The 13,138-nt window shown below is 66.4% G+C and carries 12 protein-coding genes; 6 read left to right on the forward strand and 6 right to left on the reverse strand.

Annotation, left to right across the window (positions count from 1 at the left end; all coding sequences use genetic code 11):
- Positions 1 to 93: 93 nt before the first annotated feature.
- The 3 genes from M2320_RS03810 to M2320_RS03820 form a co-directional block, all read right to left on the reverse strand.
- Positions 94 to 1,539 carry a PAS domain-containing sensor histidine kinase gene (locus M2320_RS03810; RefSeq protein ID WP_264596134.1) on the reverse strand — a complete coding sequence of 482 codons (1,446 nt, stop codon included), beginning with the start codon at positions 1,537 to 1,539 and terminating at the stop codon, positions 94 to 96.
- The gene (locus M2320_RS03815; protein ID WP_264596135.1) at positions 1,536 to 2,927 is read right to left on the reverse strand and encodes a porin; all 1,392 of its coding nucleotides are present in this window, start codon (positions 2,925 to 2,927) and stop codon (positions 1,536 to 1,538) included. The genes M2320_RS03810 and M2320_RS03815 overlap by 4 nt, the downstream gene beginning before the upstream one ends.
- A gap of 126 nt (positions 2,928 to 3,053) precedes the next feature.
- Positions 3,054 to 5,351, reverse strand: a complete 2,298-nt coding sequence (locus M2320_RS03820) for an NADP-dependent malic enzyme (protein WP_264596136.1) — start codon at positions 5,349 to 5,351, stop codon at positions 3,054 to 3,056.
- A 207-nt stretch (positions 5,352 to 5,558) separates the two neighbouring features.
- On the opposite strand from M2320_RS03820, the gene M2320_RS03825 reads away from it, so the two are divergent.
- Positions 5,559 to 5,873: a rhodanese-like domain-containing protein gene (locus M2320_RS03825; RefSeq protein WP_264596137.1), complete on the forward strand. Its 315-nt coding sequence runs from the start codon at positions 5,559 to 5,561 to the stop codon at positions 5,871 to 5,873.
- Between the two features lie 108 nt (positions 5,874 to 5,981).
- On the opposite strand, the gene M2320_RS03830 is transcribed toward M2320_RS03825, so the two are convergent.
- From M2320_RS03830 to M2320_RS03840, 3 genes are all read right to left on the reverse strand, one after another.
- The gene (locus tag M2320_RS03830; RefSeq protein WP_264596138.1) at positions 5,982 to 6,422 is read right to left on the reverse strand and encodes a low molecular weight phosphatase family protein; all 441 of its coding nucleotides are present in this window, start codon (positions 6,420 to 6,422) and stop codon (positions 5,982 to 5,984) included.
- A gap of 74 nt (positions 6,423 to 6,496) precedes the next feature.
- Complete coding sequence (locus M2320_RS03835) at positions 6,497 to 7,306, reverse strand: Hint domain-containing protein (RefSeq protein WP_264596139.1); 810 nt, start codon at positions 7,304 to 7,306, stop codon at positions 6,497 to 6,499.
- Between the two features lie 422 nt (positions 7,307 to 7,728).
- Positions 7,729 to 8,460: a cytochrome c biogenesis CcdA family protein gene (locus M2320_RS03840; protein ID WP_184430216.1), complete on the reverse strand. Its 732-nt coding sequence runs from the start codon at positions 8,458 to 8,460 to the stop codon at positions 7,729 to 7,731.
- Positions 8,461 to 8,535: 75 nt separating this feature from the next.
- Between M2320_RS03840 and M2320_RS03845 the strand changes: the two genes are divergently transcribed.
- The 5 genes from M2320_RS03845 to der all read left to right on the forward strand — a co-directional run bounded on the left by M2320_RS03845 (position 8,536) and on the right by der (position 13,137).
- The gene (locus M2320_RS03845; protein WP_264596140.1) at positions 8,536 to 9,525 is read left to right on the forward strand and encodes a P1 family peptidase; all 990 of its coding nucleotides are present in this window, start codon (positions 8,536 to 8,538) and stop codon (positions 9,523 to 9,525) included.
- A gap of 14 nt (positions 9,526 to 9,539) precedes the next feature.
- Positions 9,540 to 10,148 (forward strand): response regulator transcription factor, encoded by a 609-nt coding sequence (locus M2320_RS03850; RefSeq protein WP_264596141.1) that lies wholly within the window; start codon positions 9,540 to 9,542, stop codon positions 10,146 to 10,148.
- Between the two features lie 61 nt (positions 10,149 to 10,209).
- A complete protein-coding gene (locus M2320_RS03855) occupies positions 10,210 to 10,590 on the forward strand; it encodes a hypothetical protein (RefSeq protein WP_184430213.1) in 381 nt (126 codons plus the stop codon).
- A gap of 323 nt (positions 10,591 to 10,913) precedes the next feature.
- Complete coding sequence (locus tag M2320_RS03860; RefSeq protein WP_264596142.1) at positions 10,914 to 11,576, forward strand: hypothetical protein; 663 nt, start codon at positions 10,914 to 10,916, stop codon at positions 11,574 to 11,576.
- 154 nt (positions 11,577 to 11,730) lie between these two features.
- On the forward strand, positions 11,731 to 13,137 hold the full coding sequence (gene der, locus M2320_RS03865) for a ribosome biogenesis GTPase Der (RefSeq protein WP_264596143.1): 1,407 nt from the start codon (positions 11,731 to 11,733) through the stop codon (positions 13,135 to 13,137).
- The last annotated feature ends 1 nt before the right edge of the window (position 13,138 follow it).

The following is a 13,138-nucleotide window of genomic DNA, read 5'->3' on the forward strand; positions in this document are numbered from 1 at the left end:
AGATTACAGTAAACCCGTCCTTTCACGCGCCGCGTCGGGCGGGGCTTCCGGGCCCGCGCGGGATTGGCGGCGGCGGTTGACGCAGAGGAGTCTTCAGCCGCCCTGCGCGACCACGACGATGCGCGTTCCCACGCCCGGCGTCGAGGCGAGGTTGAAGCGCGCGCCGATCATTTCGGCGCGCTCGCGAATGCCGATCAGGCCGAAATGTCCTGATGGCGGCTGGTCGGGATCGAAGCCGCGGCCGTTGTCGTCGATCACCAGCGTGGCCGCGCCGGTCTCGTCCACGGCCAGGGTGACGCCGACGCGGGTCGGCTGCGCGTGCAGTTCGGCGTTGCGCAGGCCCTCTTCGGCGATCCGGTAGAAGGTGTCGGCCACCTCCGGCGCCAGCGTCGCCGCGCGGGCGTCGAGGTCCACCAGCACATGCACGCCGGTGCGATCGCCGAAGCGGCGCGCCAGCCCTTCGAGCGCCGCGCCGAGCCCTTCCCGCTCCAGCGTCTGGCTGCGCAAATCCGCTATGGCGGCGCGCGCCCGGGAAAGACCGTCGCGCACCGCCTGTTCGGCGAAGGCCAGCTCCTCCTTGAGCCGCGTCGGCGCGTCCGCTCCCGCGGTCTTGCGGATCAGCCGGATCTGCGGGCTCAGGGCGACGAGCGAATGCACCAGCGTGTCGTGCAGGGCGTGGGCGATGCGCAGGCGCTCGCGCATCACCGCATTGGCGCGCGCCTCCTCGGCGCGCGCGGCGGCGTCGGCGCGCAGCCGCAAGAGGTCGGTGATGTCGCGGCCGATCGCCTGATATTCGGCGCCGCCGCTGACCCAATGGACGCGCCACCAGATCCAGATGCGTTCGCCGTCCGCCCGGCGCGCCGCCTGTTCGAACGAGGCCGCCTGCTCGAAATAGCTCGCCGATTTCGTAAAAAATCGGGCGCGCCAAACCTCCTCGGGCGCGGAGTCCAGCAGATCGTCCACCGGGCGTCCCAGAATGAGGGCTTCGGTGAGGCCGAGCAGCCGGCAGACCGCCGTGTTGACGAAGGAGATGCGCAGATCCGGCCCCAGGCGCAGCACGAGGTCGCTGTCGTTTTCGACGATGTCGCGATAGAGCGCCGCCTGTTCGCGCAGCACCCGGCCGGCGCTCGCGGCCTGATCGGCGAGAATCTGGCTCTGGCGGCGTTCGTGGGCGAGCTGGCGCTCGAATTCGAGCACGCCGGCGTCGGCGGCGGCGTAGAGCAGCAGGCCGCCGGTTCTTGGCTCATGGACCAGCGTGAGGTCGAACGGCGTCTCGAGCTTGGGCGGCAGCCTCAGGCCCGGCAGGTCCAGGCGCGCGCCGTCGCGCAGCGCGGCCAATTGCGCGTCGAGGCCGAAGAACACCGGCGTGTCCGCGAGCGGCGCGCCGATCGGCGGCAGCCAGTCCAGCAGGCGGCCCTGAACGGCGCGCACAGTCAGGTCGGGGCCGATGCGGGCGAAGGCGAACAGGCCCAGGTCGAGAGCCGGCGCCAGATCCGACGCCAGATCGGGCTGCTCTTGGCTTTCGTCGGCCGCGCTCAAAATTTCTGCTGGACGCGGACGCGGCCGGACCATTCGGGCGAGGCGGTCCAATGGTCGGCATTGCTTGGCGGCTGCGGCGTTTGCGTCTTGCTCAGCGTATAGGACAGTTCGCCGCCGATCATGAGGTTCTTCAGCGGGGTCCAGGCGAGATTGCCGCCGAGGATGGTTTCGCGATAGTCGGGGGCGCCGGCGACGGTCGCCGAACTCTGGTTCACCGCTTCCGGATAATTCATGCCGAACACGCTGGCGAACAGCGAGGAGGACACGGTGGGCGACCAGAAATGTTTGAGCGCCGCGACGATGGCGTAGCCGCTGGACTTGTCGCAGCGTCCGAAGGGTTGCGCGCCGATCACGCAATCGTAGTCGTAGGCGGACAGGCCGGGGCCGACGCCGCTGAGGTTCGGGCCGGACAGCGAGGGCCGGCCGAAATCTCCAAAAGTGCTCTGGTTGTCGCCGGAGACATAGGCCGAGGCGCCGCGCGCATAGGTCGCCTGCAGGATCATGGCGTCGGCGTCGGACAGGGCGGGCAGGTTGACCTTCAGGCCGCCCTGGGCCGCAAAGCCCCATTGCGAGGAGGAGGCGCCGGGCGGATTGACCGAGGGCGGCGCGGTATAGGCGGTGTGCAGCTGATGCGCGGCGCCGCTGATCTGCGCCAGGCCGAACGGGCTTTCGATGCGCACGGCGCCGACCAGATCCGGCGCGACCGGACCGGTATTGGCGGCGGAGGCGTAGGGCGCGACGCTCTGGCCGATGTTGCCCCAGCGCTCCCGGGGATTTTCCACCGAGACCACGGCGGTCACGCCCGGCGTCGGCGCGAAAGCGTAGGAGACCAGCTCCGTGCGGGTGTTGGAGCCGCGCAGCGGCATGAAATTCCAGGCGTCCGCGTAGAAGTCGAAGGCCGATTGCGCGCGCCCCGCCGTCCAGCCGGCGAAGGTGAGATAGGCGAAGTCGAGCCGGCTCAGATTGTTCCAGGTGCTGGGATTGTTGGCGGCGGCATAGCCGACGATGCCGCTGACATAGCCCGAGATCAGACCGGCCTCGGTGGGCAGCCGCGCCGTGGCGTTGAACCCCACGGCGAAGGCGCCGCCGATCTGCTGGGTCGGGCGCGTCGTCGAGGTGAAGGGCAGGGCCGCGCCGGGCGGCGGCGCCGGCAGCCAGTTGCTCAGGTTGCGCGGCTCGAGTTGGGCCGCGGCGACGCCGCCGAGCGACAGGCAGATGTCGGTGCCGGGAACGGCGAAATAGGAGGCGCCATAGGCGTTGCAGGTGCGGGCATAGCTGGGGGCGTCGGTGGACGCGGGCGTGACGGATCGTTCCGCCGCCCGCGCCGGCAGCGCGGCGAGCGGAAGCAGGATCAAGGCGGCGATCTTGCGAGTCGACGCGGGGTTCATCTTTCGCCTTTCCGGCCCGATCCCGCGTAAACCGCGGGATCGCAGCAGAATTCACTTTCCTCCGGAGCCCATCCGGAAACCTTCTCCCTCATATAGCATCGATTGGGCCTTTTTTCCGGCGGTGGATCAATCCCTGCAGGGTTCTGCCGCGTGGTGTTGCGCTTCCGCCACAACCACCGCCGTCATGTTGACAATGCCGCGCGCCGTCACCGAGGGGGTGATGATATGGGCGGGGCGCGCCGCGCCGAGCAGGATGGGACCGACCGGCAGGGCGTCGGCCATCATCTTGGTCATCTGATAGGCGATGTTGGCGGCGGGAAGGTTCGGCATGATCAGGATGTTGGCCACGCCCTTGAGCCGCGAATCCGGGAACACGCGCAGCCTTTTCACCTCGGAGAGCGCGCTGTCCGCCTTCATCTCGCCATCGGCTTCGAGCTCCGGCGCCAATTCGCGCAAAATGTCGACGGCCTCGCGCATTTTGGCGGCGGAGGGCGAATCGTCCGAGCCGAAATCCGAATCCGAGACGAAGGCGATTTTCGGCGTCAGGCCGAAGCGGCGGGCGTGGGCGGCGCAGAGAATGGCGGTCTCGGCGATCTCCGCCGCCGAGGGGTCGCGGCGCACATGGGTGTCGGCGATGAAGAACGCGCCCTTGCTGGTGATCATCAGGCTCATCGCGGCGAAATCCGACACGCCGGGCGCGACGCCGATCACGTCGCGCAGAAAACCCAGCCGCTCCGTATAGCGCCCCTCCAGGCCGCACAGCAGGCCGTCGGCCTCGCCGCGCGCCAAAGCCAGAGCGCCGATCACCGTATTGTTGGTGCGCACCAAAGTGCGGGCGAGGCCCGGGTTCACGCCCCGCCGCCCCGAGATCGAGACCAGGGAGGCGACGTAATCCTTGTAGCGGGGGTCGTTTTCCGGATCGATCAGGTCGAAATCGCGGTCGAGGGCGACGGCGAGGCCGAATTTCTTCAGGTTTTTTTCGATCACGGCGCGGCGGCCGATCAGGATGGGGCGGGCGATCTCTTCCTCGACCACCGACTGCACCGCGCGCAAAACCCGCTCGTCCTCGCCCTCGGAATAGACGACGCGGCGCGGATTGGCCTTGGCCGTCTGCATCAGCGGCTTCATGATGAAGCCGGAGCGGAACACCGTGCCTTCCAGCCGGGCGCGATAGGCGTCGAAATCGTCGATCGGGTGGCGGGCGACGCCGCTGGCCGCCGCCGCTTCCGCCACGGCGGGGGCGATGCGCAGCATCAGGCGCGGATCGAAGGGCGAGGGGATCAGGCTGGTTTTGCCGAAGGCGGGGGCGATGCCGGCGGCGCGGGCGACCTCATCGGCGGGCGGCTCCTGGGCGAGCGCGGCGATGGCCTCGACCGCGGCGAGCTTCATCGCCTCGTTGATCGTGGTCGCGCCGACATCGAGCGCGCCGCGGAAAATATAGGGGAAGCACAGGACGTTATTGACCTGATTGGGATAATCCGAGCGCCCGGTGCACAGCACGGCGTCCGGCCGCACGGCGAGCGCTTCTTCCGGGAGGATTTCCGGATGAGGATTGGCTAGCGCCAGGATCAGCGGCGTCGCCGCCATCTGCCGGACCATGTCAGGCTTCAACACGCCGCCGGCGGAGAGGCCGAGGAAGACGTCGGCGTTGGGGATGACCTCCGCCAGGGTGCGGGCTTGCGTGTCCTGCGCAAAAGTTTCCTTCAGCGGGTCCATCAGCGTGTTGCGGCCCTTGAACACCACGCCGTCGAGATCGGTGACCCAGATGTTTTCGCGCCTGGCGCCGAGCGACACCAGCAGGCCCAGGCAGGCGAGCGCCGCCGCGCCGGCGCCGGAGGCGACGATTTTGGCCTCTTCGATCCGTTTCCGGGCGAGTTTCAGGCCGTTGGTCACGGCGGCGCCGACGATGATGGCGGTGCCGTGCTGGTCGTCGTGGAAGACGGGGATCGCCAGTTTTTCCCGCAGGCGGCGTTCGACCTCAAAACATTCCGGGGCCTTGATGTCCTCGAGATTGATGCCTCCAAAAGTCGGCTCCAGCGCGGCGATCGCGTCCACCAAGCGGTCGACGTTTTTTTCGTTCAGCTCGATGTCGAACACGTCGATGCCGGCGAATTTTTTGAAGAGCACCGCCTTGCCCTCCATCACCGGCTTGGCGGCGAGCGGGCCGATGTCGCCGAGGCCGAGCACGGCCGTGCCGTTGGTGACCACGGCGACGAGGTTTTGCCGGGCGGTGTAGAGCCCGGCCTTGTCGGGCTCGGCGGCGATTTCGAGACAGGGCGCGGCGACGCCGGGGGAATAGGCCAGCGCGAGGTCGCGCTGGTTGCCGAGCGGTTTTGTCGCGCGAATCTCCAGTTTTCCGGGGCGCGGATGGGAATGATAGACCAGCGCGCCGGATTGCAGGTCGGACGACAGGCTCTCGCTCATGGACGTTTCCTCAGTGTCTGCCGGCGCGGCGTTTTGACGCGACTCGGTACTTTAGTCGGAGACGATATAGGCCAGCCCGCGCCGCCGCGCCATCGACAGAATGGACCAGAGCGCCGCTGCATTCTGGGCTTTGCCCCTTGGTCCGCGAGGCGTACAACGACTCTTTCTGCGGGCCCTGGGCCCCGTGCATGAGAAGGAATCGACGACATGGTCGAGACGGTGACGCGCGACGAATTGAAGCAGGGACTCGCGGAAGGGAAAATCCTGCTGCTGGACGTTCGCGAGCCCGATGAATTTGCCGCCGGCCACATCCCGGGCGCGGTGAATTTTCCGCTGTCGCGCTTCGAGCCGCAAAACCTGCCGCGCGAGGCGGGGAAACGAATCGTGTTTTCGTGCCGTTCGGGGCAGCGCACGCAACGCGCCATGGAAATGGCGCGACTCGGCGGGCGCTCCGACGCCAACACCCATTACGCCGGTTCGATGAACGATTGGCTGGCGGCCGGCGAGCCGGTGGAGAAATAATATAGCTGCCGAACGACCCGTGGGCCGCCCCCGCCCTTCGAGACGCCCGCTAAGGCGGGCTCCTCAGGGTGAGGGCTACTCACTTGTTGTATATGAAAAAATCTCTCTCTATCGCAACCGCCCGATGAGATCGCGCACGTGGGCCTCGATCTGCGGCAGCGCGGTTTCGGGCGGGGCGAAGTCTATGTCGTGGATGCGCCAATATTCGATGCGGTCGGGCGGGGCGGCCTCCGCCCAGGCGGCGAAGCGCGCGCGGATCAGCGGCATGTGCTCCGCGAGTTTGAGCGCGACGATGTGGTCGGCGGCGTCGAGGTCGGCGACAGAGACTTGCAGGGGGTGGCGGGCTTTGTCCCGGTCGAAGGCGATGCCGCGCTCGCGCAGCGCCTGCGCGGTGGAGCGCGCGATCGGCCCGATATTGCCGGCGCCGAGGTCGACGGCGACGCCGCGCGAGATCGCGCGCCAGTTTTCCGGCGGGAAGGCGTTAAAAAGTTCTTCGGCGAACCGGCTGCGGTAGTAATTGCCGGTGCACAGGAACAGCACGGTTTTCATGGGGCCTCGCAGGATCGAACCTGCTTGTGCCACGGCAATTTGTCATTCTCGCGCCAGTTGTGCGACTTGCGCCTTCAGGCCGCCGCCACGACCGCCGGCGCCAGAAGGGCCGCTCGTTCCGCCAGAATTTTGCGCACCGCGATCGGAACCTGCCGCGCCGCTTTCGCGCGGGGATAGGGCAGTTCGGCAATTGCTTTGCCCTGGGGATAAAGCGCCTCGTGCTCCGCCCAGTTGTCGAAGGCCATGCGGTCGACATTGTCGACAAAAGTTTCGGCCGGAACGCCCTCGGCGAGGATCAGGGCGTGGTCGGCCAGTTCGACATGGTAGTAAGTGAAGACCTTGGGGACGTTGGTCTCGCGGACGATGCTCGTTCCGTTGACCAGCGCGCCGGCGTGGATCAGCGCGCCGCCCAGCAGCAGGGCGTGGTCGGGGGACAGCAGCAGGTCGCGGGCGGGGCGGTTTTCGCCCAGCGCGCCGGCCTTGATGCGGATCGGCAGCGCGCGCAGCGGATCGGCGAAGCGGGTCGATATGGTCTGGCGCCCGAGCCATTCGACGGGCGCCGCGCGGCCATCGGCGGTCAGGACGAGATCGCCGGGCTTGAGGTCCTGGACGACGACGTTTCCGTGCGGCGTGGCGATCAGCACATCTCGCACGAAACAGGTCGCCTGAATTGTCGCCTGAACGACGCCCTCGGAGGTGAACGCAGGCCCGCCGCAGAACTGGTCCATTTGAAACGAAATGGCTGCCGTCGAAACGACTCCGGGATGAAAGACAAATGAAAGCTGATCGGAGCGGTCCGACCCGGGATTATAGTGACGATGAAAATTTTCGGACACCGTCCAGTCGCCGTCGCTGTTCCTCGATACGCTGCCGAATATGGTCATTTGGCTGCCGGGATCATAATCGGACATTGAGCGCGTGACGATGTTCCCCTGGCTTAGGCCAACATTGGTGAAGGTGATGGATCCCGAATCAATCCACCCGTAGCCATTGGCTGGATCGATCGTGACAAGCACCTCACCGGACCAGCTTGGAGCCCATTCATAGCTCTCGCAGTATTCAGGGTCGATTCCAAAAGAGATCGGGACGGTTTGGGCAATTGTTGAATAGGTGATGTGGTAATAGTCGTACATAGGCAAACCGCTTGAAATAAATGCAGTCGCTGCAACTGACAGGTTGTCAAATTAATGCTGACGCAGGGGCGCGTCAAGTTACCAGCCGTGCGCGGAGGGCCGGGCAAGGTCGACCCACTTGCGTTATCACGCCTGCAATCCGCTCACAGCGGCCTATCGAACCAGGGGGTGCGCTAGCCCAGCGTCGCCAGTCCCGGAAACGTCTGGATCAGCCAGAACGACATGTTTTGGATGCCGCCGGTGAGGAAGGCGACGCCGGTCACCACCAGCAGCGCCCCTACCACACGCTCGACCTTGCCGAAATGCTGCTTGAAGCGGCGCAGGAAACGGATGAACGGCTCCATCGCCAGCGCCGCCACGATGAACGGAATCCCCAGGCCCAGCGAATAAATCGCCAGCAGGAACGCGCCCTTGCCCACCGTCTGCTCCGACGAGGCCACCGCCAGAATCGCGGCGAGAATCGGTCCGATGCAAGGCGTCCAGCCAAAGGCGAAGGCGAGGCCCATCACATAGGCGCCCCACAGGCCCACCGGCTTTTCGACCTGCAGGCGCTTTTCGCGATAGAGCAGGGTGAGCTTGAACACGCCGAGAAAGTGCAGGCCCATGCCGATGATCACCACGCCGGCCGCCGCCGAGAGCAGCGGCAGGTTTTCGCGCACCGTCTGGCCGATCGCCGAGGCTGTCGCGCCCAAGGCGACGAAAACGGTGGAAAACCCCGCGACGAACAGCAAAGCCGCAAAAGTCGTGTCGCGGGCGGCGCGGCGCTCGCCGCCTTCCGCCAGCTCCTCCAGGCCGGAGCCGGCGATGAAGGTCAGGTAGGGCGGCACCAGCGGCAGCACGCAGGGCGAGAGAAAGGACAGCAGTCCCGCCAGCAGCGCCGCCGTAATGGTCACATTGTCGGTCATAGAAAACTCTTTCGTCTTGCCGCACTCATAAGCCATCGCGCAGGATAGCGAAACAACTCTCGAGCGGGTGTGTCCATGCGCAATCTCATCACCGACGTGCGCGGCCTCATGGTCGGCAATTCCGAGGATTCCGGGATCGCCACCGGCGTCACGGCCTTGCTGTTCGACGCGCCGGCGGTCGCCTCCGTCTCGGTCTCGGGCGGCGCGCCGGGCTTGCGCGACGCGCATTTGCTTGAAGCCGACATGACCGTGGAGCGGGTCGATGCGCTCGTCCTCTCCGGCGGCTCGGTGTTCGGGCTCGACGCCATGGGCGGCGTCACCTCGGTGCTGCGTGAGCGGGGGCGGGGGGTGGAGGTCGCGGGACAGCTCGCGCCGATCGCCCCCGGCGCCATCCTGTTCGATCTCGCCAATGGCGGCGACAAGGATTTTTGGCGCGAACCCGTCTATTGGCGGCTTGGCGCGGACGCCGCGCGGGCGGCGTCCGGGGATTTCGCTTTGGGCACGCATGGCGCCGGTTTTGGCGCGACCGTGGTCGATTTGAAGGGCGGCCTCGGCTCGGCCTCGGCGGTCACGGAGGATGGGTTCGTCGTCGGCGCTTTGGTGGCGGTCAATGCGGTGGGGCAGGCGACCATTGGCGATGGGCCGCACTTTTGGGCGGCGCCCTATGAGCGCGACGGCGAATTCGCCGGACGCGGCTGGCCGGCCAAATTCGACCCGTCCGCGCTGGCGATCCGCATGAAGGGCGCGGAGCCGCGCAACACCAATCTGGCCATTGTCGCCACCGACGCCGAACTCACCAAGGCGCAGGCCAAGCGCGTGGCGATCATGGCGCAAGACGGGCTGGCGCGCGCTTTGCGCCCGGTCCATGCGGCGATGGACGGCGACACGGTGTTCGCCGGGGCGACCGGTGTTTCGGGGCGCGAGGCGGGGCCGGTGGAGCTGACCCGGATCGGCGCGGCGGCGGCGGATTGTCTGGCGCGTGCGGTGGCCCGCGGCGTGTTCGAGGCGAAGGCGCTGAAATTTCCCGGGGCGCTGCCGAGCTGGCGCGACAAATTCGGCGGTTGAAAGAGGTTTTGTTTATGCGCGTTCTCATCGTTGACGACCATCCCGTTGTCGTCTCCGGCTGCAAGGCCCTGCTGTCCGCCGAGCCGGTCGACGTTTTCGACGCCGCCGACGCGGAAACCGGGTTCGCCGCCTTTTGCGCGCAAAAACCCGATGTCTGCGTGATCGACATCAATTTGCCCGGCCTTTCCGGCTTCGATCTGACCCAACGCATCCTCAAGCAGGACCCCGAAGCCAAAATCGTCATTTTCAGCATGAACGACGATCCCGCTTTCGCCGCCCGGGCGATCCAGGCGGGGGCGCGCGGCTATATCGCCAAGAACGACGACCCCATGCTGTTCCTGCCGGCGCTAAAACAGGTTTTTGCGGGCGGGACCTGGCTGCCCGCCGATCTGGCGCGGAAAATGGCTTTCGCCCCGCCGTCGCCGCTGCAAAACCTTTCCACCCGGGAGATCGAAATCTTGCGGCTGCTGGCGGCGGGCGAGGATATGGGCGGCATCGCCGACAAGCTCGGCGTCTCCTACAAGACCATTGCAAACAATTGCACGGCGCTGAAGGGCAAGCTCGGGGCGCGCAGTTCGATGGATCTGATGCGCGCCGCCATGGATGTTTTGCGGGTGGATTGAGGCTGCTTGATGTTGCGCTGCAGCGGGGCTAGATTCCGCGCATTGCACGATGGAGGCCTTCATGAAAATCCGTAGCCTGGTCCTGGCGTCGGCGCTGGCGTTCGCCACGTCCGCCTATGCCGCGAAAATCCCCGAAGCGCTCGATCCCGACAAGGACGGCACGATCGATCTCGCCGAAGCCAAGGCCGCCGCCGGCGCCCTGTTCGACAAGCTCGACAAGGACCATGAGGGCACGCTCGACATCAAGGAATTGCAGGGCCGCCTCAGCAAGGTGGATTTCGCCGGCGCCGATCCGGACAAGGACAAGACCCTGACCCGTGACGAATATCTGGCCGTGGTCGAGCAGCGCTTCAACGCCGCCAACACCGATGGCGACGGCACGCTGGACGCCAAGGAGCTGAACTCCAAGGAAGGCAAGGCGCTGAAAAAGCTGCTGAAGTGACAAAAGGCTCGGTCTTCGGGGCAGAACCGAAGACCGAGCAGCGCGCTTGGAGGCCGTGCAGGTCAGCCTGCCCGTTGCAGGGCGGCGGCGGACGCCGGACCTTGGGTTACAAGGGGAATGGGACTCCAGCGCCCGCCGCAGGAAGTTTGTAGCACGCGCGAAAATGCGCGGAAATTGCAAAGAGTCCCGAAGTTTTCGGCCGCGACTCCCGGAAAGCGGCGGAAAAATTCCCGAAAACGGCTTGCGGCGCGGCGCCGGCCGTTCGGCTGGAAACTTGCCGACCGGCGTGCTAATCGCTGACGCCACAAACAGGGGTTTTGGCGATGGCCGATATTTTCAGCGAAGTCGATGAAGACGTTCGCAACGAGAAGCTGAACAAGACGTGGTCGAAATATTCCATCGTCGTCTATGGCGCGGCGGCGGCCATCGTGATCGGCACCGCCGTCTACACCTATGACAAGCACCGCAAGACCGTGGCCGCCGAGGCCGCCGGCGCCAAGTTCATGGCGGCGCAGGAACTCGCGCGCGCACAAAAACCCGCCGAGGCCGAGGCCGCCTTCGAGGCGATGGCGAAGGAGTCTGCACCGGGCGTGCGCGCCCTGGCGCTGCTGCGCGCCGCGCAGGAGCAGAGCCTCAGCGACCGCGCCGGCGCGGTGAAGATTTTCGATTCCATCGCCGTGGACGCCGCTGTGCCGTCGCTGTTGCAGGATACGGCGCGGCTGCGCGCCGGCCTGCTGCGCGCCGACGAGGCCGACAAGGCCGAACTGGAGAACCGCCTGGGCCCGCTGCTCAATGGCGCGTTCCGCTATTCCGCCCGCGAAATTTTGGCGCTGGCGGCGCTCAAGCGCGGCGAGTTCGAAGAGGCCGGGCGGCTGCTGGACCAGTTGATCGTCGATCCCAATGCGCCGGCCTCGCTGCGGCAGCGCGCGGAAGCGCTGGCGTCGCTGGCGCGCGGCGGCGGCAAGGTTTCGCCCGAAAAGAAGTGACAAAGCTTCGTTTTGATGGCCATGGTTGAAGACGGCGCTTGCAGCGCCTCCTCCCCATGGGGATTTCTCTCTATCCAAGTAGCCCTCATCCTGAGGAGCCTGCGAAGCAGGCGTCTCGAAGGAGAGGGCGGTCCCCGGATCGCTCGTATCGTAGATGACCTTTACCGTCGCCATCATCGGCCGGCCCAATGTCGGCAAATCCACCCTGTTCAACCGGCTTGTCGGTAAAAAACTGGCGCTGGTCGACGACCAGCCGGGCGTCACCCGCGACCGTCGCGCCGGCGATGCGAAACTGGGCGACCTCAATTTCACCGTGATCGACACGGCGGGTCTGGAGGAGGGCGATCAGGCCTCGCTGTCCGGCCGCATGCGCGCCCAGACCGAAGCCGCGATCGAGGACGCCGATGCGGTGTTTTTCGTCATCGACGCCCGCGCCGGGGTGACGCCGGAAGACCGGCATTTCGCCTCGCTGGTCCGCCGCGCGGGAAAACCGGTGATCCTGATCGCCAACAAGGCCGAGGGCCGCGCCGGCGAGGCCGGGGCCTATGAGGGCTTTGACCTCGGCCTGGGCGATCCCGTCGCGCTTTCCGCCGAGCATGGCGACGGCTTTGCCGAACTTTTTTCGTGCCTGCTGACGGCGCTGCCCGAGGCCACGCAGCTGTCCGAGGATGACGACGAGGTGCGCGAAAGGCTGGTGCTGGGCGACGACGAGGAGGGCAGCGAGCTCGATCCTTCAAAACCGCTGCGCATCGCCGTGGTCGGGCGCCCCAATGCCGGCAAGTCCACGCTGATCAACCGGCTGCTCGGCGAGGAGCGTTTGCTCACCGGGCCCGAGGCCGGGATCACCCGCGATTCCATCAGCGTCGATTATCTGTGGACGGGGAAGAACGCCGAACGGCGGCTGAAAATTTTCGACACCGCCGGGTTGCGCAAGCGCGCCAAAGTTGAAGAAAAGCTGGAAAAGCTGGCGGCGGCCGACACTTTGCGCGCCATTCGCTTCGCCGAAGTGGTCGTCGTGCTGCTCGACGCCACCATTCCCTTTGAAAAGCAGGATTTGACCATTGTCGATCTGGTCGCGCGCGAGGGCCGGGCGCTGGTGATCGGGCTGAACAAATGGGACCTGATCGAGGACAAGGCGCATATCGTCACCCTGCGCGAGGAGGCGGCGCGGCTGCTGCCCCAGGTGCGCGGCGCGGCGGTCATGCCGGTTTCCGGCGCCAATGGCGGCGGTCTCGACGCTTTGATGGGGGCGATTCTCTCGGCGCATGAAGTGTGGAACAAGCGCCTGTCGACGTCGCGGCTCAACCGCTGGCTGGAAGGGGTCATCGATCAAAACCCGCCGCCGGCCGTGGCGGGGCGGCGGATCAAGATCCGCTACATCACCCAGCCCAAGGCGCGGCCGCCGCATTTCGTCATTTTCGGCAACCAGCTCGACGAATTGCCGGATTCCTATCGGCGCTTCCTCATCAACGGGCTGCGGCAGACTTTTGTCCTGCCGGGAACGCCGATCCGCATGACGCTGAAACAGGGCGACAATCCTTACGCCAAGAAGCGGCGGTAAT

The sequence above is a fragment of the Rhodoblastus acidophilus genome, from assembly GCF_025961575.1.
Classification (GTDB): Bacteria; Pseudomonadota; Alphaproteobacteria; order Rhizobiales; family Beijerinckiaceae; genus Rhodoblastus; species Rhodoblastus acidophilus_C.